A 22,735-nucleotide genomic window follows, 5' to 3' on the forward strand; every position below is an offset into this window, starting at 1 on the left:
TCTCGCTCAATCCACCACGATCTTGACGCGGTCGCGGACCTTGACCTCGCCACGGGCGTCGAGGCCGTTGAGCACGCGAAATCGCTCCGCCGGCTTGTCGACGCCGGCCATCCGGTGTGACAGCGAGTCCACGGTGTCGCCCGGCTGCACGGTGATGATCTTGATGCGCAGCGGCCGCGCCGCCTGGATCTCCTCCAGCGTCAGCCGGCGGAACGAGCCCACGGTCTCGCGGGCGTTGCGTTCGCTCTCGGTGGTCTTCTGCTTCGCGGCGAAGATGAAGCGGTAGACGTCGCTGCCGAACCGCAGCGCATAGACGCGGAATTGCCACTGATCGCCATGCGCGATCGCCGCCGCCGCCGGCAGGCCATTGATGGTCATTTCCTCGGTGGAGGCCTTGTCGACGTTCTCCATCCAGCCGGAGTTGAGATATTCGGCGAGCGTCTGCTCGGAGGCGACCCGTACCACGTCGAACCGCATCGCCTGGTTGCCGCCCTCGCGCACGCCGATCACCGCCTGCGCGGTGTTATCCAGCGTGAAGGCTTCCGGCGCGGTGAAGGTGAAGCCGAGCTTGGGATGCAGGAAGCGGCGGCCGCGCACGAAACCTTCGCTGGGGTCCTCGCCATAGACCATGCCGTCGATGGTCGCCAGATAGCTCTCGCGGTCGCGCTCGCCGCCGTCCGGCGAGGAGTATTGCCGGGCATTGGCCTGCGCGTTCTGCACCCGCTCCGGCGTCGCCGGATGCGACGACAGAAAGTCCTGCGAGCGCGGATCGGCGGCGGCGCGGCTGGCCTTCAGCGCGGCGTTGCGCTCCATCGCGCTGAGAAACCGCGCGGCGCCGTAGGGATCGAACTGCGCCCGCGCCGAAATGCCGACGCCGATGCCGTCGGCCTCGAATTCCTGGGCGCGCGAAAAGCTCGCCATCGTCAGCTTGGTCTTGGCCAGCGCCAGCGCGGTGAGGTCGGGATCGTTGCCCATGTCGGTGACGACGCGGGTGACGATCGCAGCCTGCCGGGCCTGGTCCTCGCGGATCGAGGCGTGTTTGGCCAGCACATGCGCCATCTCGTGCGACAGCACCGACGACAATTCGGAGGTGTCGCTGGCCAGCGCGACCAGTCCGCGGGTGACGTAGAGCTGGCCGGTCGGCAGCGCGAAAGCGTTGACCGCGCCGGAATTCAGGATCGTCACCTTGTAGGACAGCTCCGGACGATCGGACGCCGCCACCAGCCGGTCGACGGTCTTGGTGATCAGCGCTTCCAGCTTCGGGTCGTCATAGGCGCCGCCATAGGACGACAGGATGCGCTCGTGCTCGCGCTCGGCGGCGGGATTCTGCTGCGGCGGGCGCGGCGGTTTGGCAGGGCTGATGCCGGTGGATGGCGTTGCGACCTGGAAACGGCCGGCATCGCCGCAGCCAGAGAGCAGCGCTGCGCACAGCAAAGCCGGCGCAGCCCAAAGGCCGCGGCTCAAACCTGTTTTGCGCCGTCGCACACCCGTCACGTCGTCTCTTTCTTCGGCAGCCGGCGTCCGCGACTGCAACGGCTCGTCTCCGCGCGAGCGGCGGATGAGGCGCACCCTAGCAAATCTGGCACGTTCAGTGCGGCCTTGCTCACGAGCAATCTCGCAGCCCCAACGCGGGCAAGACCGCCCGCCCCTAATCGTCGTCGCGTCGCTGAATCTGCCCCGCAGCCGTGATCTCGATCCGCGGACCGCTCCGCTTCTCGACCCAGCCGCGAACCAAAACCTGTCGTCCTTCGAGCGACTTAGGCGATGTCCCCAACGCCTCTAAGGCGGACCCCGTTCGCCTTGAAATAGTCACGGCAAAGTCGCGTGTCCAGCGCCGGCCGAAATTCAGATAGATCGTTGCCCCTGCCTCGCGGACCGACAGCACGCGGCCTTCGACCAGCACGAACCGCCCCAGCTGAGCCAAGATATCGCCCGGATTTTCCGGGTTTTTTATGGCGGCGGGTTCCGCCCAGAATCCGCGGCGGGCACGGCGTGCCTGGGTTTCGGCGAGCTTGAGCTCGCGCTGGCAATCCGGATCGGCGGTGTCGCCGGCGTTCACCGCGACGCCGGCGGCGAGCAATTGTGCCTGCAGCGACAGCGAGTCTTCAACGACAAAGACCAAGGCCGGCTGCCGGCCGTAACGGTCGGGCGCGTCGCTGTCGCCGTGCAGGGTGACTTCGCGGCCGGCGATCAGCGCCGTCAGCGCGGCCACGGCTGAAGCGCGACGCTCCGGAAACACCTCGATGCCGGATAGCCGAACCTCGCGGCCGTCCTCGAGGCGAAAGCTACGCGCGTCGACGATTTCGACGACGCGGCCCGCGCCCTGCGGCGCCAATCGGCAGCCCGCGGCCGACGCAACATCGGCCGCAAAAATCATGTGGCAAACCAGAGGCAGCACGCAGCCGATGTGACGCGCAGCGCGCATGCGGCGATCTTGGCGCTCCAGCGGTGCCAAAACACCGTTTTCACGACGAATCCCGGCGCGGACTCCGCCGGGCGCCATCGCTCTATGCACCGCGCCCACGTCGCTGCGTCGTCAGCGCCCCTTGAAGTGCGCCAGCCGCCGCTCCTCGGAGGCGCGGACGCCTTCGCGGAAATCCTCGGTGGCGCGCAACCTTGTCTGCTCGGCGAGTTCGTGTTGCGTCGCCGCCAGCACGCGTTCGGCGAGGCCGGCGCGCATCGTCGCCCTCGTCGACAACAGCCCGAGCGGCGAGCATTCGGCGATTTCCCGCGCCAGCTTCAGCGCCGCGCCGCGCAACTCGTCATGCGGCACCAGCACGTTGGCGAGCCCCATCGCGTAGGCCTCTTCGCCGGTGACGCGGCGGCTGGTGTAGAACATCAGCTCGGCGTTGTTGCGGCCGATCAGCTCAGGCAGCGTCACCGTCAATCCGAACCCGGGATGAAAGCCGAGCTTGGTGAAGTTCGCCGAGAACCGCGCCTCCGGACAGGTGACGCGGAAATCCGCCGCCAGCGCCAAGCCGAGACCGCCGCCGATCGCCGCGGCGTGCACCGCGGCGACGATCGGCTTCTTGTTGCGGAAGATCCGCACCGCCTCGATGTAGAGATGGCCGATCTTGCCGAGCCCGGAGGCCGGATCGGATTGTTCGCTGGCGTCGATCGGGGTGCGCGACGGATCGCCGAAATTCGCGCCGGCGCAGAACGCCTTGCCCTGCGCCGCCAGCACCACGGCGCGGGCCTCCGGATCGTTGTCGATCTCGGAGAGCGCGTCGGCGATCTGGTCGATCAACGAGATATCGAAGTAGTTCAGCGGCGGCCGCTGCAGCTCGATGGTGGTGACGTGGCCGGTCTTTTCGACGCCGATATCTGCATAGCTGGTCATGATGTCCTCGATGGCAATGATCTCGAATCAACGCAGGCAGCTCGAACGATTAGCGCAGTTGTGGTTTCTTCGCGATGATGGCGCGGGCCTTCCGATGCGGCGTCGGCTTCAGGATCAGTTTGGTCGGCAAAGCACGGCCTTCGTCAAGCAGGCTCGGTTCAAGATAGCGGCACCGCCGGGAGAAAATGAAGATGATCAGGTCACCGGGCGATGACACTCCGGCTATTTCCGCGGCGCGGAGTTTCGCAAACTTGCTCGCGCGATGACGAACGGTATGGTGGGGCGCAACGGCGACGAGCCAAGCGCAGCAGGGCGGGGGAGTGCAGATGGCGGATGGGATGAATGTGATCGTGACCGGCTCGGCGTCGGGGCTTGGGGCTGCGACGGCGATCATTCTGGCGAAGGCCGGGGCGCGTCTCGTCATCAACTACGCGTCGAGCGCGAGCGATGCCGAAGCCACCGCGCAGGCCTGTCGCGACGCCGGCGCCGCCGAGGTCGTGGTGGTGCAGGGCGACGTCGCGCAGGACGAGGATTGCCGCAAGATCGTCGCCGCGGCGACGCACTGGGGCCGGCTCGACGCGCTGATCAACAATGCCGGCACCACCAAGCACGTGGCGCACGACAATCTCGACGGCCTGTCGGCGGAGGATTTCCAGCGGCTCTACGGCGTCAACACCATCGGGCCGTTCCAGATGGTCCGCGCGGCGCGGGCGCTGCTGGAAGCCGGGGCGAAAGAGTCCGGCCGCGCCGCCGCGGTGGTCAACGTGTCGTCGGTAGCGGGGCTGACCGGGATCGGCTCATCGCTCGCCTACGTCGCCAGCAAGGGCGCGCTGAACGCGATGACGCTGTCGCTGGCCCGCGCGCTGGCGCCGCTGATCCGCGTCAACGCGGTGTGTCCGGGCTATATCGATACGCCGTGGTTCACCAAGGGCCGCGGCGCCGCCGCCGCGCAACAAGTGCGCGATACGGTCAAGGCCAAGGTGCCGCTCAAGGTGGCGTCGACGGCGGAGGAGGTCGCGGCGCTGGTGTGCTTCCTCGCCACGCCGCAATCTTGCAACATGACCGGCGAATTAGTCCGGATGGACGCAGGATTGCATCTGGTGAACTAACGTTGTCGGTTGGGTTGCAGCATCCAACCCAGATAAAGTCGTCATTCCGGATTGCGAGTTCGAAGAACGAGCAAGTCCGGAATCCATAACCCCTGCAGGGAGTATGGATTCCGGGCTCACTCGCCGCTCACGCGGCTCGTGCCCCGGAATGACGGCCTTAGAGTCTGGCTGAAAATGTCCGCAACGAAATCAGCGCCTAAGTTCGTCATTGCGAGGAGCTCTTGCGACGAAGCAATCCAGGGCCAAGTAAGTGGCCCCTGGATTGCTTTGCTTTCGGCCGGCGCGTAGCGCCGGCCTCGGCTCGCAATGACTGAGAGTCAACGCCGGCCCTGATCGGAGATCATCCGGCGCGCCACCAGCCGGTTCCAGATGAACAGCACGATCAGCGCGCCGAGCGTCGCGGTGATGAAGCCGGCGCCCTGGTTCGGGCCGTAATGCCCGATCGCCTGGCCGATGAAGGTGGCGACGAAGGCGCCGCCGATGCCCAGCACGGTGGTCAGCAAAAAGCCGCTCGGGTTGTTCGGACCGGGCGACACCAGCCGCGCGATGATGCCGGCGACGAAGCCGACCAACACGATGTAGAGAATGCCGCTCATGGCAGCCGTCCTTTCCTGAACACGACGATCGCGCTGACCTTCGAGGTCAAATGGCAATGACCTTCAGGTCAAATGGCAATGACCTTCGCGGTCGATGAACTTGCCGCGCGGCGATTAAATCCAGCGCGAGGCTTCCTCATCGGTCGGCAACCGGCCGTCCGGCGTCAACTGATCGACCACCTGCGGCAGATGCTGGCTGAGGCCGGACAACAGGTCGTCCCGCGACATGCCGGTCTGCGCTGCCAACGAATCGATCTGATCAGCTCCGAGCGCGGTCGCCAGATCGTTCGGCGCGATCTGCCGGTTGGGTCCCGGGCTGACCCAGGAGTTGGCGGTGTCGCCATGGCCGCTCTGCTGGAATTGCCGCAACAGATCACCGAGCCCGCCGGAGAGAATGCTCCCCGCCGCGCCGCCGGCGAGCAGGCCGCCGAGGCCGCCCTTCAGCAGATCGCCGAGTCCGCCGCCGCTGCCGGGAAGGCCGGCATTCACGGTATTGCCCGTGGGGGGCACCGAGGTCCTTGTGTTGGCGGGAGCAGGGGCGGGCTGGCTGTTGCCGCCGATATGTTTCACCGCCTTGTAGGCGAGCAGCGCCAGGATCGCCATGGTGATCGGCGACATGCCGCCCTTGGCTTGCGGATCGGCCGGCCCGCGCGGGCCATTCTGCATTCCGTTGAGGACGTCGAGCAAACCCATCGCGATCTCCTTGTCAGCATCCGCGCCGACATCGCACATAGCGACGAGGTATGACGTTTACAAGGCGAACGCTGCCGCCGGCGCGACGCCGAATTTGTGCGGACGCGTTATTGCCATGCAGCACAAGGTCGCAGCCGAACCCGGCGCCGTGACCTCGCGGATCAGCTGGTGATCCGCGCGTCGGCGACGGCCTTCTTGAAGATCGCATTCATGGCGTCGGCGATGCCGTCGGTCGGGCTGACTTCGAAGTAGAATCCCGGCGACGCGCAGGCCTTCATGTTGTTGGCGATCTCGCTGTTCGGCGACGGGCCGTAGGGACCCTTGTTAAAGGGGTCAATCCAGGTCGCGTACCAGGACGGGGTGCCGTCCACTTGCTTCAATGGCAACGCCAGATACGTCGTGTACAGCACCGCCACCTTGACGCCGCGGTCGGTGATCGCCTTACACAAGGCCGGATTGATCGGCGATTGGCAGCGATTGCCGTTGCGCTTCTTCAGGCAGCTCGGGTTGTATTCGTCGGCGACGCCGTCGGACACAAACAGCAGGTATTTCTGCGGTGAATCCGAGGTTCCGGGCCCCGGAGCGGCGATCAGCTTGTCGATCGCCGGAAGCAAGGTGGAATAGCTGGTGTCTTGGTCGTTATTGTCATTCTGGTTGCTGACCTTCATCAGATCGATGTCGCCGGCCGCGGTCTTGGCGCTGCTCAGGCTCGACGACAGCGAGAACAGGCTGCGCAGGCTCGCGGTCTGCGCCGATGCGCCGAAGTCGTAGATCGCCATGCGGAATTGGTTCGGATAGACCGCGGTGTCGGCCGCGGTGACCATCAATTTCTCCGTCGCGTCGCGCAGCACGTCGATCCGGGTCGTGACTTTGAGTTTCTTCGCAAGCTTGTAGTAATTGTTCTCGTCCTTGACGTCGTGGCAGGCGAAGGCGCACTTGTCCGGGGTATTTTTGACCATCAAGTCGACATCGGCCGGCGTGGCGCCGACGCCCATCGAGGGCGAGTTGTCGAGCAGCAGATAGAAGTCGATGTACACCGGCATGCTCGAGGTCGACACCGAGGTGCCGCCGATGGCGAGCGTGCGGTGGCCGATGATATTCATGAAGGTGGTCGCCACCTGGGCGGAGAACGTCACCGTCGAGGTCAAGATCGCGCCCGACTTGCTGACGGTGGCGTTGACGGCGTTCAGCGTGTAGCCGGACTGCCCGGCCATGTTGCCGTTGAAGATGTTGGTCGCATCGGTGCCGCCGACCGCGATCGGTCCATCCGTCGTCATCGCGCCCGCGGCGACGAACGCCGGCGAGGCCTTCGACACCGAGCCGACGCTGGCGGCATCGGCTGCGGATTGCATCTTGCTGCGGATCTGCGCTGCGCGGCCGTAATCGACGGCGCAGCCGATCGCCAGCAACACCGGCAGCAGCGCAAGCGCAAAGATGATGGCGATGTTGCCGCGGCTGTCGCGGCGAAATCTGCCGGACAGCTCCGAAAAAGGGTGTGCCATGCCCCGAGCCCGCATCATTCAAATGCAGGCAGGATAGCGCGCGCCGGCTAAATAAACCTTAAGCCAAATCCCGCCCCGAACGGGGTTCGGCGGGAGCCGGCGGTTGGCGGCGGCGCACGGTCGGGGTGGCGATCCCCGAGCGGCTCTGATATGAGATTTTCAGCCCGGCGCGCCGGGCGTGCGGTCCCGTAGCTCAGCCGGATAGAGCGGCGGTTTCCTAAACCGTAGGTCGGATGTTCGAGTCATCCCGGGATCGCCAACTCTGCTCGGCATGTTTTGCGGCCAGTCTGTGCGGCCAGGCTTCGCGGCCAGTCTGTGCGGCAGGGCCGCCGCCGCAGGCCACCGTCCCCACCGCAATTTGCCGCGCAGTTCAGCTCAATCCAATTCAGCTCAATCCAGTTCAGCTCAATCGGGGCGGGCGTCGCGGCCGCGCAAGCCACGCCGCACCGCGCTCGCGACCTCCTGCGCCGCGCCGCCGACCAGGATGATCAGGAAGTTGGCAAAGTGGGACATTTTCATAGCGGCTTCTCCGTTCGTCATCGCTGCAGAGCGGCGGCTGGCGACGATCATCATAGGCACCAAAGATCAGCGACATTGCTTTTTTCGCAGCGACCTAGGATTCGTCCTGGCCCGCTGAAGCGGCAAGGTGAGCTAATCTCGCTCCGACGTTCTGGTGATTCGAACACCATGACAAGCATTCCGTTCCGGGCCTGGTGATTAGTTAGTGCGCGCTGCGCGGTGTCTCGCATTTCTGACACGCGATGTGTCAAGCGCGGCGGTCATTCGATCGCGAAATGTCAGCTTTCGCGTGCAACTACGCGTCGCGATGTGTCCATTTTCGCGATGCGTTGCGTTCGTCACTATCAGTTGATTTGGCGAAGCCTGACGATGGTCGTTTTTGGACGTGCGCCGGTTTCTCGACGCTTCCTATAAACCAATACCGGCGGCGAGAAGAATCAGTTTTCGGCGGTGCTGCGGCGGGAACTCTGCTGCCTCAGCGACATTTGCAAGCCGTGATCAGTTCGCGTCGTCGCATCCGACGATGAGCGAAACGACACGCGACAATCGAGGAGGCGGGACGAACACGATGACGACTGCAAAGCGCCTCCCGTCGCCGAGTGTTCGCGTCGCGGGATGGATGCCGCGGTCGTTGCTGTGGTGGAGCGTAGCTGCCTTGGCTGTGTATGTGGTGCTCGATGTGTCCCGCTCGCTGATCGCGCATTACGGCTACGATGCGCCGGCGTCGACCTGGCAGCCGGAGCCTTCGCAATACAGCGACGTCGAATGGCCGCCGACCGCGATGGTGCCGCCCGGCGCCGCCAACGGTCAGCGCGTCTATCTGGAGAATTGCGCGATCTGCCACGGCCCCGACGGCCGCGGCAACGGCGCCGCGGCGCCGTCGATGAGCCCGCGGCCGCGCGATCTCACCACCGCCGCGTTTAAGTACAAGAGCACGCCGCACGACGCCGCGCCGACCACGGCCGATGTGCGCAAGGTGGTGGCCGATGGATTGGCGGCGAGCGCGATGCCGTTCTTTCGCGACGTGCTGACGCCGACCGAGATCGACGACGTGGTCGGCTATGTCGAAGCGTTGCGCACGACGCCGGCGCCGCAAGCCGCGCCCGTCGTGGTGCCGGAGCGGCCGCCGGTGACCGCCGCCAACGTCGCGCATGGCGAGCAGCTCTATCGCGAGCAGGGCTGCGGCAATTGCCACGGCGCCGATCTGCGCGGCGGCGCCACCATGACCGACGCGCTCGGCCAGCCGGTGAACAGCCGCGATCTCACCGCGCCCTGGACGTTCCGCGGCGGCGCGCGGCCGCAGGATGTATTTCTGCGGCTGACCACCGGGCTCGGGACCTCGCCGATGCCGTCATTCGCCGATCTGCCGGCGAGCGATCGCTGGGATCTCGTCGCGTTCCTGGACTCGCGGCGCCGCGCCGCGCCGGGCGACGCCGGCGGCGTGCTGGCCGGGCCGGGGCAGTCGGAGGATGCGCTGACCCGCGGCCGCTATCTGGTACGCGCCGGGATGTGCGGGCTGTGCCACACCGAGGTCAGCGCCAAGGGGATCTATCGCGACGAGCACTATCTCGCCGGCGGCACCCGGGTCGGCGCGCATCCGCAAGGCGTGTTCGTCAGCCGCAACCTGACCTCCGATTCGGAGACCGGGTTAGGGCGCTGGAGCGAGCAACAGATCGTGCGGGCGATCCGCGACGGCCGCACCGACGACGGCCGGCTGCTCAACGTGTTCAGCATGCCGTGGATCTTTCTGCACAACATCTCGCAGTCCGACGCGATGGCGATCGCGCGCTACCTGAAGACGCTGCCGGCGGTGCACAATCAGATTCCACCGCCGCTGCATTTCGGCGCGATCGAAACGTTTTTCAGCAAGCTGTGGTCGAGCGACCTGTTTCTCGGCCGGCCGCCGTCGATCACTTACGCCACCGGCAGCTACGCCAATCTGAAGGGCGCCGATCTCGCCCGCATCCAGGGCACGCTGGTGGCGGCGCAGTGGATGGTGCTGGCGCTGTGGGTGGCGCTACTCTCTTGGCTGATTCCGCTGCAGGGCTGGGCGCCGCTCGGACGGCGCAGCTGGACCGGGGTGCTCGGCTGCAGCTTCGGGCTGGTGATCTACTCGACGCCGATCCTCGGCGTGCTGCCGGCGGAGATGCTGTCGCAGCAGGCGCTCGGCGCGGTGCCGCGGCCCGACGTCTCGGCGCTGCCGGCCGAGCGCGCCGCCTTGGTCGAGCGCGGGCGCTATCTGTTCACCAATGCCTCGTGCGTGTTCTGCCATCAGCCGAACGGCGGCGGCGGCCTGAAACTCAGCGGGCTGCCCGGCACGCTGTTCACCGCCAACATCTCGTCGGATCCGGGCGCCGGGATCGGCGCGTGGTCGGACGCCGAGATCGGCCGCGCGATCCGCAGCGGCGTCAGCCGCAACGGCCGGCCGCTGTATTGGCAGGGTATGCCCTGGGACCACTTCTCCAATCTCGACGAGGAGGACGTGATGGCGCTCACCGCCTATCTGCGGCTGCTGCCGCCGGTGCCGGACAAAGTCCAGGCGTATCGACCGCCCTCGAAAGACGACTGCGCGGTCTACACCGCCTGGACCAGCCCCGACAACGCCAGCGAGGGCTGCCGATGAGTGCTCAGCAGCCGCCACGCGATTCGAATTCTTGTCCGCAGTTAGTCCGCAGGAGAACGATGTGATGCGCCTCAGCCCGACCGAGCCGCGCGCGGCCACGCCGCGCCGCGCCGAGCCTCACCGCAAGCCGCACTGGGACCGCGAGGGGCAGGATTGGCCGAACCGCGAGTCGAGCCGCTTCGTGCACGCCGCGGGGCTGCGCTGGCACGTGCAGCAGATGGGCCGCGGCCCGGTGCTGCTGTTGGTGCACGGCACCGGCGCCGCGACGCATTCGTGGCGAGCCTTGGCGCCGCTGTTGGCACAGCATTTCACCGTGGTGGCGCCCGACCTGCCGGGCCATGGCTTCACCGAGACGCCGCACGCCAAAAGGCTCAGCCTCGACGGCATGGCGGAGGATCTGGCCGGGCTATTGCGCGTGCTCGATCACGCGCCGGCGCTAGTGGCGGGGCATTCCGCCGGCGCCGCGGTGCTGGCGCGGATGTGTCTCGACGGCAGCATCGCGCCGGGCGGCCTGGTCGGCCTCAACGGCGCCATGCTGCCGATCGGCGGCATGGCCGGCCGGTTGATGACGCCGTTCGCACAATTGCTGGCGGGCAGCCGTCTGGTGCCGCGGCTGTTCGCGCGGTTTGCCACCAGCGACAAATTCATCGAGCGGATGATCGCCGATACCGGATCGGTGCTCGACCCCGCCGGCATCGAGTTCTATCGCCGGCTGACCTGCAGCCCGGGCCACGTCGCCTCCGCGCTGCGCATGATGGGAAACTGGAAGCTGCGGCCGCTCGCCGAGCAATTGCCGCGGCTGTTGACACAGTTGCTGCTGGTCACCGGCGGCAACGACAAGACCATCGCGCCCAACGACGCCGCGCGGGTGCACGCGCTGGTGCCGGGCTCGAGCGTGATCATCATGCCCGGCCTCGGCCATCTCGCCCATGAGGAGCGGCCCTACGAGGTCAGCGAATTGATGATCGAATTCGCCCGCCGCGCCGGTCTGCTGCCGCCGCTGCTGGCGGGCGCGGCGGAGTAAATTGCTCGATGTCATTCCGGGCGCGAGTTCGTCAGAACGAGCGATCCCGGAATCTCGCTCCGCTCGCAGCAGCAGGAAATGTGGCGAGATTCCGGGTTCTCTCGCAGCTGGCGCTGCTCGAGCCCCGGAATGACGGCTCAATTCGGGTTGGATGCTTCGATACCAACTGAAAATGCGTTAAGTCACCACGTCACGCCATCGTGGTGCGGCGGTCGGCGATGGCGCGGCGCAGCGTGCGGGACAGCACCTCGACCGAATACGGCTTCTGAATCAGCTCGAAGCCGTGATGGGCGTTTTCCGCCAGCACGGTGCTGTAGCCGCTGGTCAGCACCACCGGCAGCCCCGGGTAGCGCTCGCGGATCAGCGTCGCCAGCTCGACGCCGTTCATGCCGGGCATGATGACGTCGGAGAACACCAGATCGTAGGCGAACTCGTCCTCGGCGATCGCCGCCAGCGCGTCCGCGGCGTTGCCGACCCAGCTGATCGCGTAGCCGAGGTCTTCCAGCAATTCGGTGGAGAAGCGGCCGACGTCTTCGTTGTCTTCCACCACCAGCACGCGGTGGCCGCGGCCGCTCGCCGTCACCTCGGTCGCGACCGCAACGACGTCGGCCTGGTCGGCGGGGATCTCGGCCTGCGGCAGATAGATGGTGAAGGTCGACCCCGCGCCGAGCGCACTGACCACCTCGATTTCGCCGCCGGACTGCTTGGCGAAGCCGAACGCCTGGCTGAGGCCGAGGCCGGTGCCCTTGCCGACCTCTTTGGTGGTGTAGAACGGCTCGAAGATCGCCTCGAGCCGGTCTGGCGCAATGCCCGACCCGGTATCCGTCACCGCCACCGCGACGAAGCTGCCGCTGCGCCCGGGATGGCTGCGCATCGCCGGAATAGCATCAGCCTTGACGACGTCGAAGGTGAGGCAGCCTTCGTCGTTCATCGCGTCGCGGCCGTTGACGGCGAGATTGACCAAGGCGGTTTCGAACTGCGCCACGTCGGCCAACGCAAAGCAGTCCGGACAGCCGAGATTGACCGCGATCTGGATCCGGCTGCCGACCAAGGGACGGATCAGTTGCGCGATGCTCTCGACCTGCGAGCCGACGTTGAACACCTGCGGCGTCAGCGGTTGCCGCCGCGCGAACGCCAACAGCTGCCCGGTGAGCGTCGAGGCGCGGTCGACGGTCTCGGAGATCGCGTCGATGTAGCGCCGCCGCCGCTCCTCGGGCAGGTCGCGCCGCCGCAGGAAGTCGGTGGCGGAGCGGATGATGGTCAACAGGTTGTTGAAGTCGTGCGCCACGCCGCCGGTGAGCTGGCCGACGGCTTCCATCTTCTGCGACTGCCGCAACGCCTCCTCGCTGTGGCGGCGCTCGGTGATGTCGACCGCCTCGGGCAACACTGACGTCACCCGGCCGTGCTCATCGCGGATCGGCCGCATCGCGAAATCGAAGAAGCGGTCGCCGATCGGCAGATGCAGCAGCATCTCGGTCCGCACGGTGTCGCCCTTCTTCGCGGCCACGAACGCGCCCCGCACGCAGTCGCGCATCCCCTCGGTGGCGGCGAACCACGGCGAATCCCAGAACCGGGTGCCGAGCACGTCGCCGACGCTGGCGCGGATGCCGGCCAGCGCGGTGGCGTTGGCGTGGACGATGTTGCCGTTCAGATCGAGCAGGCCCTGATATTGGTTGGTGGTCTCGAACATCGCGCGCATCTGCGCTGCGTTGGCCTGCAGCTGCGCGGTGCGCTGCCTGATGCGCTGCTCCAGCGTTTCGTTGAGCCGCCGCAGCTCGGTCTCGGCCTCCTTCGAGGCGGTGATGTCGTGCGCCACGCCGATGAAGCCGATGTGCTTGCCGGCTGCGTCCCAGCGCGGCTGCGATTCCGAGCGCATCCAGCGCCACGGCCCGTCGGCGCGGCGATAGCGCGCCTCCAGCACGAACGGCTGCAGCGAAGACTCGCCGGCGATCTGCTCCTTAAGGATCCGCGGCAGATCGTCGGGATGCAGCACGTTGCGCCAGTCGAACGCCAGCGCCGCCTCGTAGTCGAGGCCGAGAAAATCCAGATAGGCGCGGTTGGCGAAGGCGCGCTTGCCGTCGAGCCGGCTGACCCACATCGGCACCGGGGCGCTGTCGGCGATCAGCCGGAACCGCTGCTCGCTTTCCCGCAACGTCTCCTTGGCGAGCGTGCGATCGGTGATGTCGATATGGACGCCGACCAGCCGCTCGGCGCGGCCGTCCGGGGCCAGCTCGATCTGCGCTTCGGCGGCGATCCAGCGGATCTGTCCGTCGCTCGGCCGAATGATGCGATACTCCGAGGAATAGTGGCCGGCGGTGCCGGAGATTGCATCGAGAAAGGTGCGCAGCGCGTGGTCGCGATCGTCTGGATGCAGCCGGGCGATCCAATCCTCGTGGCTGTCGTCCGCGTCGGGCGCCAGCCCATGGATGGCGCGATATTCCGGCGAGCGTCGCTCGTTGCGAAAGCCGTGACGCAGATCGACCACCACGCCGCCGATCTTGGCGATGGTCTGGACCCGGCCCAATTCGTGTTCGCGCTCGCGCAACGCGCTGGCGGCGCTGGCGCGCGCGATCACCAGCGCGACGGTGCGGGCGAGCAGCGCGGCCAATTCCAGCTCGTCCTCGCCGGGGGGCTGCTCGGCGCGATGGCGGATCACCAGCGATCCGATCGCGGTGCCGTCCTCGCCGACGATCGCGGTCGACCAGAACGCCGGGGCCTGCCCGGCGCTTTCGCCGGGCGCCGGCGCCAGCGGACAGATATCCGGGGCCAGGCCGATCAGCAGCAGGCTGGTCACCGGATCGGCGAGGCCGAGGCTGCAACACACCTCGGGGCCGAACAGCGGTTCGACACCGCGCAACAGCTCACGCAACGCGGTGTGCAGCGGATGTCCGGCCGCGAGACCGGCCAGCACGCCGCGTTCGATGTCCAGAAAGGCGAGGATCTTACTGTCCGATGGCGCCATTCAGGTCTGGTCCTCTCGGGAAGCGGACCCGCACGGTAGCACAGATCGCCCACGCCAACAGGCCGCAACCCCGGCCGCCGGTCAACGCCCGTCGCCGCCCGCGCGCGCCGCGAGGGCGCCTAACGCCACGGATGGTTGAGGCCGGATGAAGGCGGACCGAGGAAATGCGCAGCTTCTCGGCCCGCGCCCGCGCGCGGCGCCGTGTCCCGGACGCGACGGAGCGCTCCTGCGGCGCGTCGCGCGACAAACGTCAGCGCGCGGGGCGCTGCACCAGCCTGTCCAACGACTGGGTATAGACCCGATGTGCGATGTCGGGATGCCGATGGCCGAGCGATTCGATCATCACGCCGGAATTGATTTCGAGGATTTGCGGCGCCTCGTTGTTCCAGATGACGTCGACCGACCCGAAGGCGAGGCCGATCGCCTCGGCCGCGCGAGCGGCGATGTCGACGCTGGCTTGCCACACCGGGCCGTCCTGCAGCAATTGCGGCTCCGCGCCGAGATCCAGATTGTGCCGCCAGTTCAGGAAGAACGGCTGCCCCGCCGGCACTACAGCATCCAGCGATGCAGGATTTCCGGGCAAGTTCGCCAGCGTCGCTGCCAGCAGCGCCGCCGGCACCTTGTCGAGGATGAGCTCGACGGCCGAGCGCACGCCATCGCCGACGATCGACGGGCGCTGCTTTTCGTAGACGACGAGGGCTTGCCGATCGAGCAGCACCACGCGAACCTCGCGCTCGATAGCAAGATAGGGCGCGACCGCGAGATTCTGGTTGACCGCGAAGATCGCGGCTGCAGCCTGCTCCATTTCGAGCTCGCTGCCGACCTTGAAAACCAGGTTGCCGCAGGTGCCCTCGTTCGGCTTCAGCACCAGCCCCTCGGGGTGTTCGCCGAGCATCTGCAGCATGCGCGCCCAGTGCCCGCCCGTCGGCACGTATTTGAACTGGTTGTGGTTCATGAACAGCGCGTGCGGAACGCAGTCGATTGCGCAGGATGCCAGAATCTCGGCCGTCGCAGATTTATCGTTGGCGATGCGATGGACGACGGAGCTGTTCAGGCCGATATCGTATCCGTAGATGCGGTGTTTGATCCGACCCGTGTCGATCACGATCAGCCAGCCGTCCAAACCGAATGCGACGTCGAAGCCGTGCTGTTTGCAGTAGGTCTCGACGACCGTTGCGATGACTCGGTTGGCGTATTGCATGGTGTGTCTCTCAACGTGGACGCGCAGCTTGAAGTCGGACGCCCCGATCGCGATCGCGCGGGGCGGCCGCGGGCTTGAACCAAACGCGGGAATGCATCGGAGCGCTCTTCTCGGAAAGCTCGCTTCGCACTATCCGAAATTTTGCGCGCGGGCGCCACAGAGCGCGGCGAGCAAAACGACTGACGGGAAAAGCTGCAACGTGATCGACAGGGCTGGATGTTCGGCTAAGCGCCGGTTGCGCCCGGCTGCAGGAGGCCGGGCATCTGAAAAAAAGCAACTGCCACAGCGGCTTGCATCACGGCGGGGCCGCGCTATCGGGTTGCCGGTTCGCAGGCCGCACTGTGACGCAGCCGCCAACGGGATGGTGAGTACCCGCATCCTGCGAATTGTTGTATGGCTGTCGCCGCGCCGGCCAAGGTGAGCCACACGTCGATTCAACGGATCGACCTCCGTCATGCCGCGAGGCCGCGCCTCAAGTCGGGGCGGATCGCCGCCAAGGATTCTGCATGGACACTTTGCTGTTGCCGTTTTCGCCGCGGTTCATCGCGCTGACGATCTGCGCCGCCGCCACGCTGGTGCTGCTCGGCATCGGCATCGCCGATCCCAAGGTGTTCGATCTGGTGCTCGTGCCGCTGCTCTTGTTCGGCGCGCTGACGCTGCTGGGGATTCGCGACCTGATCCAGCGCAGCCACGCGGTGCTGCGCAACTATCCGATCTCGGCGCATCTGCGGTTCCTGCTGGAAGAGATCCGCCCGGAGATGCGGCAGTATTTCTTCGAGAGCGAAAAGGACGGCATGCCGTTCAGCCGCGACACCCGCGCAGTGATCTACCAGCGCGCCAAGATGGTGCTGGACAAGCGGCCGTTCGGCACCCAGGAGGACGTCTATCGGGAGGGCTACGAGTGGATGCACCATTCGGTGGCGCCGCGGCCGAATGCCGAACAGCCGTTCCGGCTGATGATCGGCGGGCCGGACTGCGCCAAGCCCTATTGCGCCTCGGTGTTCAATATTTCGGCGATGAGTTTCGGCGCGCTCAGCCCGAACGCGATCCGGGCGCTGAACGGCGGCGCCAAGAAGGGCGGCTTCGCCCACGACACCGGCGAAGGCGGCGTCAGCCCGTATCACCGCGAGAACGGCGGCGATCTGATCTGGCAGATCGGCTCCGGTTATTTCGGCTGCCGCAACCATGACGGCTCGTTCAACCCGGAGGAGTTTTCCCGGGTGGCGCGCCAGGACCAGATCAAGATGGTCGAGCTCAAGGTCAGCCAGGGCGCCAAGCCCGGCCATGGCGGCGTGCTGCCGGCGGCGAAAGTCTCGGAGGAAATTTCCAAGATCCGCGGCGTCGGCATGGGCGAGGACTGCGTCTCGCCGGCCTATCACAAGGCGTTCTCGACGCCGCTCGACATGATGGCGTTCCTCGACGAGATGCGGCGATTGTCCGGCGGCAAGCCGACCGGCTTCAAGCTGTGCATCGGCCACCCCTGGGAGTTTCTGGCGATCTGCAAGGCGATGCTGCAATCCGGCATCTATCCGGACTTCATCGTGCTGGATGGCACCGAGGGCGGCACCGGCGCGGCACCCTTGGAGTTCATGGATCACCTCGGCATGCCGATGCGCGAGGGCGTCAACTTCGTGCACAACGCGCTGATCGGCATCAATGCCCGCGACCGCATCAAGATCGGCGCCGCCGGCAAGATCGCCACCGCCTTCGACATGGCGCGTGCGATGGCGATCGGCGCCGACTGGTGCAATTCCGCGCGAGGCTTCATGTTTGCGCTCGGCTGCATCCAGTCGCTGAGCTGCCACACCGACCGCTGCCCGACCGGCGTCACCACCCAGGACCCCAGCCGCAACCGGGCTTTGGTGGTGCCGCACAAGATCGAGCGGGTGAATAATTATCACAACGCCATGCTGCTGGCATTGTCCGAACTGATCGCCGCCGCCGGGCTCGATCACCCGCAGGATCTGCGGCCGGTGCATTTCTCGCAGCGCACTTCGACCACCGAAGTGCGCTCGTTCGCGCGGCTCTATCCGTCGCTTCGCCGCGGCGAACTGATCGACGGCACCGGCGACGTCCGCTTCCGCGAGGCCTGGAACATGGCGCGCGCCGACTCGTTCGCGGCGGCGCTGTAGTCCGCGGCCGACGACCCGTCCGGACGGATGTGGTCGGACGGGTCGGCACGACGCGATCAGTACTCGCAGGTCCGGACCCGGCCGACATAGTTGCCGAACACGTCGTACTGGCGCACCCAGCCGCAGCGGCGATAACCGTAATCGCTGTAGTAATAGCCGGAATTGTTGGCGATCGCGCTGCCGACCACGGCGGCGCCGAGCAGTCCGGCGCCGACCGCGAAGGCGGGGCCGGGGCCCTTGGCTTCAGCCTGGGTGGCCGACGCGATGCCGCCGATCACCACGACGGCTGCGAGGGCGACGGCGGCAGATTTGGTCTTGAGCGACATCTGAGGTCTCCATCTGTGCAAGGCGGCCGGATTGGTCCGCATACCCCTTCGTCGGAGTCGCTCGCAAAACGGTTCGACGCTGCAGGATGCTAGCTGCGCTGGATCACGGCTTTGGGAGATGCCCGAAATGAGCGAGGTCGAAGCGGTCGACGTCGTCGAGCAGCTCGCAGAACGCGCGGGCGCCGTGCTCGATCAGCTGCCGCCCGGCCGCGGCGGAAGCCTTCGTCGCGTCGCCGATCGCGCCGCTGCGATGCAGGTCTTCGGCCTGCCACGCCAGCGGCGCCGGCCGCTGCGTCGATAGCCTTTGAAACTGCTGCTCGAGCGCGATGCTGGCCGGCGCGAAGTTTGCGATCTTGTCGGCGCGGACCAGCTCGGGGGCATGCGCCAGCATGATCGAGGTCTCGACGGCGCCGCCATGGATGCCATGGCGCAATTCTTCCGCGTCGAACAATCCGTCCGGCACGCCGAATCGCGACCACGAGGTGGTCACCGCCAGCATTCCGTGGCGGGCGCGCAGCTCTTGCGCCACCAGCGCCATAGCGGCGCTGTTGCCGCCGTGACTGGTGACGATCACCAGCTTGCGCAGCCCCGCGCGCGCCACGCTGTCGCCGATCGCGGTCCAGGCGGCGATCGCGGTCTCGGCCGGCAGCGTCAGGGTGCCCGGGAAGGCCAGGTGCTCGGTGGAGATGCCGACCGGCTGCAGCGGCAGAAACGTCGCCGGCACCGAGGCCGGCAGCAGCGCGCGGACCCGCGCCAGATACGCCTCGGCGATGAACATATCGGTGCCGAGCGGCAGATGCGGGCCGTGCTGCTCGGTGGCGGCGAGCGGCAGCACCGCGATCCAGCGCGCGGCTTGCGGTTTGGTGAAATCCGGCCAGCGAAGTGCCGTCCAGTCGCGCGGAGGAACGGGGGCTGTCATCGGTCGAGAGGTTTCTCCACGGGCGTTTGCCGAGCGGCGCGCCGGTCCTTACACTGTTTGCCGCGATGTTCGAAAAAACGTCACGTTCAAACAACGATCCAGAGCGCATCATGCGGCAAAACCACCGACGGAGTCCAATCATGAGCCGGGGTCTTTGCCGACGCGCGTTCACCGCCGGCGTCGTGCTGCTGGCGCTGGCGGCGACGGGCCACGCCGAGGACACGCTCGACAAGGTGTCGTTCGGCACCAATTGGGTCGCCGAGGCCGAGCACGGCGGCTTCTTCCAGGCGGTCGCCGACGGCACCTACAAGGCCTACGGGCTCGACGTCGCCATCGTGCCGGGCGGCCCCAACATCAACAACCGCGCGCTGCTGATCGCCGGCAAGCTCGACTTCTTCATGAGCGCCAACACGCTGCAATCGTTCGACGCGGTCGCCAACAAGGTGCCGGTGGTCGCGGTGGCGGCGATGTTCCAGAAGGATCCGCAGGTGTTCTTGGCGCATCCGGAAGCCAAGGTGACCAAGCTCGAAGACCTCAAGCCGCTGACGCTGTTCGTCTCCAAGGAAGGCGTCGCCAGCTACTTCCAATGGCTGAAATCCGAATATGGTTTCAGCGCCGCCAAGGTGAAGCCCTACACCTTCAACCCGCAGCCGTTCCTGTTCGACCGCAGCAGCGCGATGCAGGGCTACGTCACCTCGGAGCCCTATGTGATCGAGAAGCAGGCGGCCTTCAAGCCGACCGTGCTGCTGCTCGCCGATTACGGCTTCAGCAGCTATTCGACGCTGATCGAGACCCGTCGCGACCTCGTCGACAAGAAGCCGGACCTGGTGCAGCGCTTCGTCGACGCCTCGATCATCGGCTGGTACAACTATCTGTACGGCGACAACGCCCCCGGCAACGCCATGATCAAGACGCTCAACCCGGAGATGACCGACGAGATGCTGGCCTATTCGGTGGCGACGATGAAGCAATTCGGCATCGTCGATTCCGGCGATGCTTTGACCGACGGCATCGGCGCGATGTCGGACGCCCGGATCGCGGATTTTTTCGGCAAGATGGTGCGCGCCGGCGTGGTGCCGCGCGATCTGGATTTCCGCAAATCCTACACGCTGCAATTCGCCAACAAGGGCGTCGGCATCGACCTGCGGACCAAGCGCTGAGGCCGCCGATGGTCGACATCGCCGCGCAGACCGCGATCGATCCCGCGCCGCCGGGCGGCGCCGTCGCGGTGCGGCTGCGCGGCGTCACCAAGTGCTATCGCCAAGGGGTGCGGGCGCTGGGGCCGCTCGATCTCGACGTCGCCGCCGGCGAATTCGTCGCGCTGCTGGGGCCGTCGGGCTGCGGCAAATCCACCGCGCTGCGGCTGATCGCGGGGCTGGCTAAGCCGAGCAGCGGCACGGTCGAGCTCAATGCGCATCCGGCGGCGCGGCGCGGCGAACACGCCATCGGCTTCGTGTTTCAGGAGCCGACCTTGATGCCGTGGGCGAGCGTGCGCGGCAACGTCGCGCTGCCGCTGCGGCTCGCGAAAGCGCCTCGCGCGGAAATCGCCGCGAGGGTCGACGATGCGTTGACCCGGGTCGGCCTGCGCGACGCCGCCGAGGCGCTGCCGCGCGAACTGTCCGGCGGCATGAAGATGCGGGTGTCGCTGGCGCGTGCGCTGGTCACCGATCCGGACATTCTGCTGATGGACGAGCCGTTCGCAGCGCTCGACGAGATCACCAGGTTTCGGCTCAACAACGACCTGCTGACGCTGTGGCGCGAGCTGCGCAAGACCGTGATCTTCGTCACCCATTCGGTGTTCGAGTCGGTGTATCTGTCGCAGCGGGTGATCGTGATGACGCCGAAGCCGGGACGGATCGCGGCGGAATTCCACGTCGCCAGCGACGAGCCGCGCGACGAGGCGTTTCGCACCTCGGTGGGCTACGCCGCGCAATGTCGCGAGGTGTCGGCGGCGCTGGCCCGGGCCAGCAGCACGGAGGCGGCATGAGCGTCGCGCGCGACCCACAGACCGAGGCGCGCGCCGCCGCCGCAACGCGGCTGCTGCGGATCGCGTTGCCGGTTGCTGTGCTGGTGGCCGTGGTCGTGGTTTGGCATTTTGTGGTGAAGCTCAACGACATTCCGCCTTATCTGCTGCCGGGTCCGGGGGTGGTGCTACGCACGTTGATCGCGGATTGGCCGGTGCTCGGCGCCTCGCTGGTCACAACGCTGTGGACCACGCTGCAGGGTTTTCTCGCCGCGGCAGCGGGCGGCATCGCGCTGGCGATCCTGTTCAACCAGTCGCGCTATCTGGAATATTCGCTATTGCCCTATGCGATCATCCTGCAGGTCACGCCGGTGATCGCGATCGCGCCGCTGCTGTTGATCTATCTGCCGCAGGACACCGCGGTGATCGCCTGCGCCTTCATCGTCGCGTTCTTCCCGGTGCTCGCCAACACCACGCTGGGGCTGAACTCGGTCGACCGCAATCTCGCCGGGCTGTTCCAGCTCTATGGCGCGTCGCGCGCGCAGACGCTGCTGCGGCTGAAGCTGCCGGCGGCATTGCCGTATATGCTGGGCGGCCTGCGCATCGCCGGCGGTCTGTCGCTGATCGGCGCGGTGGTCGCCGAAATCGCCGCGGGCTCCGCCGGCGCCGGCTCCGGGCTCGCCTACCGCATCGCCGAGTCGAGCTACCGGCTCAACATTCCGCGGATGTTCGCGGCATTGCTGTTGCTCTCGCTGGCGGGGATTGTCATTTATGGGCTGCTGGCGCTGGTCTCGCATCTTGCGTTGCGGCGCTGGCACGAGAGCGCGCTGGGAAAGGACACTTGATGCCGAACGAGACCTCGCAGACCGTCGATCTGTTGATCTACGGCCCTGACAAGCCGCTGATCAACGAAGGTTTTGCGGAGCGTTTCAAGCTGCATAAGGCGCAGCAGCTGGCCGACCTCGAGCGGCTTGCCCCCGGCATCGCCGAAACCATTCGCGGCATCGCGGTGACCGGCCTGGTGCCGGCCTCCGGCGCGGTGCTGGCGCGGTTTCCCAAGTTGGAAATCGTCGCGTCGTTCGGCGTCGGCTACGATCACGTCGACGCGGCCTATGCGCGCGAGCACGGCGTCATCGTCACCAACACCCCGGACGTGCTGACCGAAGAAGTCGCCGATGTCGCGCTCGGGCTGCTGATTGCCACGCTGCGCGAGTTCATCGCCGCCGATCGCCATGTGCGGACGGGCGCGTGGTCGACGCAGAATTTTCCGCTCAGCAAGGGCTCGTTGCGCGACCGCAGCGTCGGCATCGTCGGCATGGGCCGGATCGGCCAGGCGATCGGCCGCAGGCTGGAGGCGTCACAGGTGCCGGTGGTGTATCATTCGCGGCATCCCGCGGCCTCTGTCAGCTATCAGCACTATCCGAACCTGATCGAGATGGCGAAGGCGGTCGATACGCTGATCGTGATCATTCCGGGCGGCGCCGCCACCGCCAAGCTGATCGACGCCGAGGTGCTGGCGGCGCTGGGGCCGCGCGGCGTCGTCGTCAACGTGGCGCGCGGCTCGGTGATCGACGAGCCGGCGCTGATCGCGGCGTTGCAGGCAGGCACGATCCAGGCCGCCGGGCTCGACGTGTTCGCCGACGAGCCGAACGTGCCTGAAGCCTTGCGCGCGCTGCCCAACGTGGTGCTGCTGCCGCATGTCGGCTCGGCCTCGGTGGTGACCCGCAACGCGATGGATCAGCTGGTGGTCGACAATCTCAAAGCCTGGTTCGACGGCCAACCGCCGCTGACGCCGATTCCCGAAACCCCGGTGAAGGATCGCTGAC

The 22,735-nt window shown here is 66.8% G+C and carries 19 protein-coding genes and 1 tRNA gene; 10 read left to right on the plus strand and 10 right to left on the minus strand.

Annotated elements, in window-relative coordinates:
• Positions 1 to 6: 6 nt before the first annotated feature.
• The 3 genes from HNR60_RS18705 to HNR60_RS18715 form a co-directional block, all read right to left on the minus strand.
• A complete protein-coding gene (locus HNR60_RS18705; protein ID WP_210313680.1) occupies positions 7 to 1,464 on the minus strand; it encodes a M48 family metalloprotease in 1,458 nt (485 codons plus the stop codon).
• 184 nt (positions 1,465 to 1,648) lie between these two features.
• Positions 1,649 to 2,503, minus strand: a complete 855-nt coding sequence (locus HNR60_RS18710) for a thermonuclease family protein (RefSeq protein WP_246433012.1) — start codon at positions 2,501 to 2,503, stop codon at positions 1,649 to 1,651.
• Between the two features lie 33 nt (positions 2,504 to 2,536).
• On the minus strand, positions 2,537 to 3,340 hold the full coding sequence (locus tag HNR60_RS18715) for an enoyl-CoA hydratase/isomerase family protein (RefSeq protein ID WP_184260572.1): 804 nt from the start codon (positions 3,338 to 3,340) through the stop codon (positions 2,537 to 2,539).
• A gap of 10 nt (positions 3,341 to 3,350) precedes the next feature.
• Here HNR60_RS18715 and HNR60_RS23995 point away from each other — a divergent pair, with 10 nt between their 5' ends.
• Positions 3,351 to 3,554 (plus strand): hypothetical protein, encoded by a 204-nt coding sequence (locus tag HNR60_RS23995; RefSeq protein WP_210313681.1) that lies wholly within the window; start codon positions 3,351 to 3,353, stop codon positions 3,552 to 3,554.
• Positions 3,555 to 3,666: 112 nt separating this feature from the next.
• Positions 3,667 to 4,449 carry an SDR family NAD(P)-dependent oxidoreductase gene (locus HNR60_RS18725; RefSeq protein ID WP_184260578.1) on the plus strand — a complete coding sequence of 261 codons (783 nt, stop codon included), beginning with the start codon at positions 3,667 to 3,669 and terminating at the stop codon, positions 4,447 to 4,449.
• A 317-nt stretch (positions 4,450 to 4,766) separates the two neighbouring features.
• Here HNR60_RS18725 and HNR60_RS18730 read toward each other — a convergent pair whose 3' ends face one another.
• From HNR60_RS18730 to HNR60_RS18740, 3 genes are all read right to left on the minus strand, one after another.
• Positions 4,767 to 5,045, minus strand: coding sequence for a GlsB/YeaQ/YmgE family stress response membrane protein (locus HNR60_RS18730; protein ID WP_184260581.1), 279 nt, complete (start codon positions 5,043 to 5,045; stop codon positions 4,767 to 4,769).
• A gap of 114 nt (positions 5,046 to 5,159) precedes the next feature.
• Positions 5,160 to 5,738 (minus strand): YidB family protein, encoded by a 579-nt coding sequence (locus tag HNR60_RS18735; protein WP_184260584.1) that lies wholly within the window; start codon positions 5,736 to 5,738, stop codon positions 5,160 to 5,162.
• Between the two features lie 161 nt (positions 5,739 to 5,899).
• Positions 5,900 to 7,240, minus strand: coding sequence for a pilus assembly protein TadG-related protein (locus tag HNR60_RS18740; protein WP_184260587.1), 1,341 nt, complete (start codon positions 7,238 to 7,240; stop codon positions 5,900 to 5,902).
• A gap of 182 nt (positions 7,241 to 7,422) precedes the next feature.
• On the opposite strand from HNR60_RS18740, the gene HNR60_RS18745 reads away from it, so the two are divergent.
• The 3 genes from HNR60_RS18745 to bchO all read left to right on the plus strand — a co-directional run bounded on the left by HNR60_RS18745 (position 7,423) and on the right by bchO (position 11,406).
• Positions 7,423 to 7,499: transfer RNA gene (locus HNR60_RS18745), tRNA-Arg, on the plus strand.
• Positions 7,500 to 8,420: 921 nt separating this feature from the next.
• Positions 8,421 to 10,382 (plus strand): c-type cytochrome, encoded by a 1,962-nt coding sequence (locus tag HNR60_RS18750; protein WP_347339358.1) that lies wholly within the window; start codon positions 8,421 to 8,423, stop codon positions 10,380 to 10,382.
• Positions 10,383 to 10,446: 64 nt separating this feature from the next.
• Positions 10,447 to 11,406 (plus strand): alpha/beta fold hydrolase BchO, encoded by a 960-nt coding sequence (bchO, locus tag HNR60_RS18755; RefSeq protein WP_184260593.1) that lies wholly within the window; start codon positions 10,447 to 10,449, stop codon positions 11,404 to 11,406.
• 190 nt (positions 11,407 to 11,596) lie between these two features.
• Here the strand turns inward: bchO and HNR60_RS18760 are convergent, their stop codons facing one another.
• Together HNR60_RS18760 and HNR60_RS18765 are read right to left on the minus strand one after the other, a co-directional pair.
• Entirely contained in the window at positions 11,597 to 14,368 is a 2,772-nt protein-coding gene (locus HNR60_RS18760; RefSeq protein WP_246433014.1) for a PAS domain-containing hybrid sensor histidine kinase/response regulator, read from the minus strand.
• 250 nt (positions 14,369 to 14,618) lie between these two features.
• A complete protein-coding gene (locus HNR60_RS18765) occupies positions 14,619 to 15,569 on the minus strand; it encodes an ATP-grasp domain-containing protein (protein WP_184260596.1) in 951 nt (316 codons plus the stop codon).
• Positions 15,570 to 16,075: 506 nt separating this feature from the next.
• On the opposite strand from HNR60_RS18765, the gene HNR60_RS18770 reads away from it, so the two are divergent.
• A complete protein-coding gene (locus tag HNR60_RS18770; RefSeq protein WP_184260599.1) occupies positions 16,076 to 17,701 on the plus strand; it encodes an FMN-binding glutamate synthase family protein in 1,626 nt (541 codons plus the stop codon).
• A 56-nt stretch (positions 17,702 to 17,757) separates the two neighbouring features.
• Here the strand turns inward: HNR60_RS18770 and HNR60_RS18775 are convergent, their stop codons facing one another.
• Positions 17,758 to 18,027: a hypothetical protein gene (locus HNR60_RS18775; RefSeq protein WP_184260602.1), complete on the minus strand. Its 270-nt coding sequence runs from the start codon at positions 18,025 to 18,027 to the stop codon at positions 17,758 to 17,760.
• 103 nt (positions 18,028 to 18,130) lie between these two features.
• Positions 18,131 to 18,946, minus strand: coding sequence for a creatininase family protein (locus tag HNR60_RS18780; protein WP_184260606.1), 816 nt, complete (start codon positions 18,944 to 18,946; stop codon positions 18,131 to 18,133).
• A gap of 140 nt (positions 18,947 to 19,086) precedes the next feature.
• On the opposite strand from HNR60_RS18780, the gene HNR60_RS18785 reads away from it, so the two are divergent.
• From HNR60_RS18785 to HNR60_RS18800, 4 genes are read left to right on the plus strand one after another with little or no spacing between them, the layout of a single operon-like run.
• Positions 19,087 to 20,106, plus strand: coding sequence for an ABC transporter substrate-binding protein (locus HNR60_RS18785; protein ID WP_184260609.1), 1,020 nt, complete (start codon positions 19,087 to 19,089; stop codon positions 20,104 to 20,106).
• Positions 20,107 to 20,114: 8 nt separating this feature from the next.
• Positions 20,115 to 20,933: an ABC transporter ATP-binding protein gene (locus HNR60_RS18790; protein WP_184260611.1), complete on the plus strand. Its 819-nt coding sequence runs from the start codon at positions 20,115 to 20,117 to the stop codon at positions 20,931 to 20,933.
• The gene (locus HNR60_RS18795; protein ID WP_184260614.1) at positions 20,930 to 21,754 is read left to right on the plus strand and encodes an ABC transporter permease; all 825 of its coding nucleotides are present in this window, start codon (positions 20,930 to 20,932) and stop codon (positions 21,752 to 21,754) included. Before HNR60_RS18790 ends, HNR60_RS18795 begins: the two co-directional genes overlap by 4 nt.
• Positions 21,754 to 22,734, plus strand: coding sequence for a 2-hydroxyacid dehydrogenase (locus tag HNR60_RS18800; protein ID WP_184260617.1), 981 nt, complete (start codon positions 21,754 to 21,756; stop codon positions 22,732 to 22,734). The genes HNR60_RS18795 and HNR60_RS18800 overlap by 1 nt, the downstream gene beginning before the upstream one ends.
• Position 22,735 lies beyond the last annotated feature (1 nt).

The organism is Rhodopseudomonas rhenobacensis, assembly GCF_014203125.1.
In the GTDB taxonomy this organism is placed as follows: domain Bacteria; phylum Pseudomonadota; class Alphaproteobacteria; order Rhizobiales; family Xanthobacteraceae; genus Rhodopseudomonas_A; species Rhodopseudomonas_A rhenobacensis.

Bases quoted from the DNA above. Each gene is read 5' to 3' on its own strand.
- HNR60_RS18770 (WP_184260599.1), top strand. From the start codon at position 16,076: ATGGACACTTTGCTGTTGCCGTTTTCGCCGCGGTTCATCGCGCTGACG.
- HNR60_RS18780 (WP_184260606.1), bottom strand. From the start codon at position 18,946: ATGACAGCCCCCGTTCCTCCGCGCGACTGGACGGCACTTCGCTGGCCG.
- HNR60_RS18710 (WP_246433012.1), bottom strand. From the start codon at position 2,503: ATGGCGCCCGGCGGAGTCCGCGCCGGGATTCGTCGTGAAAACGGTGTT.
- HNR60_RS18795 (WP_184260614.1), top strand. From the start codon at position 20,930: ATGAGCGTCGCGCGCGACCCACAGACCGAGGCGCGCGCCGCCGCCGCA.
- HNR60_RS18715 (WP_184260572.1), bottom strand. From the start codon at position 3,340: ATGACCAGCTATGCAGATATCGGCGTCGAAAAGACCGGCCACGTCACC.
- HNR60_RS18740 (WP_184260587.1), bottom strand. From the start codon at position 7,240: ATGGCACACCCTTTTTCGGAGCTGTCCGGCAGATTTCGCCGCGACAGC.
- HNR60_RS23995 (WP_210313681.1), top strand. From the start codon at position 3,351: ATGGCAATGATCTCGAATCAACGCAGGCAGCTCGAACGATTAGCGCAG.
- HNR60_RS18735 (WP_184260584.1), bottom strand. From the start codon at position 5,738: ATGGGTTTGCTCGACGTCCTCAACGGAATGCAGAATGGCCCGCGCGGG.
- HNR60_RS18775 (WP_184260602.1), bottom strand. From the start codon at position 18,027: ATGTCGCTCAAGACCAAATCTGCCGCCGTCGCCCTCGCAGCCGTCGTG.
- HNR60_RS18730 (WP_184260581.1), bottom strand. From the start codon at position 5,045: ATGAGCGGCATTCTCTACATCGTGTTGGTCGGCTTCGTCGCCGGCATC.
- bchO (WP_184260593.1), top strand. From the start codon at position 10,447: ATGCGCCTCAGCCCGACCGAGCCGCGCGCGGCCACGCCGCGCCGCGCC.
- HNR60_RS18765 (WP_184260596.1), bottom strand. From the start codon at position 15,569: ATGCAATACGCCAACCGAGTCATCGCAACGGTCGTCGAGACCTACTGC.
- HNR60_RS18790 (WP_184260611.1), top strand. From the start codon at position 20,115: ATGGTCGACATCGCCGCGCAGACCGCGATCGATCCCGCGCCGCCGGGC.
- HNR60_RS18760 (WP_246433014.1), bottom strand. From the start codon at position 14,368: ATGGCGCCATCGGACAGTAAGATCCTCGCCTTTCTGGACATCGAACGC.
- HNR60_RS18725 (WP_184260578.1), top strand. From the start codon at position 3,667: ATGGCGGATGGGATGAATGTGATCGTGACCGGCTCGGCGTCGGGGCTT.
- HNR60_RS18785 (WP_184260609.1), top strand. From the start codon at position 19,087: ATGAGCCGGGGTCTTTGCCGACGCGCGTTCACCGCCGGCGTCGTGCTG.
- HNR60_RS18800 (WP_184260617.1), top strand. From the start codon at position 21,754: ATGCCGAACGAGACCTCGCAGACCGTCGATCTGTTGATCTACGGCCCT.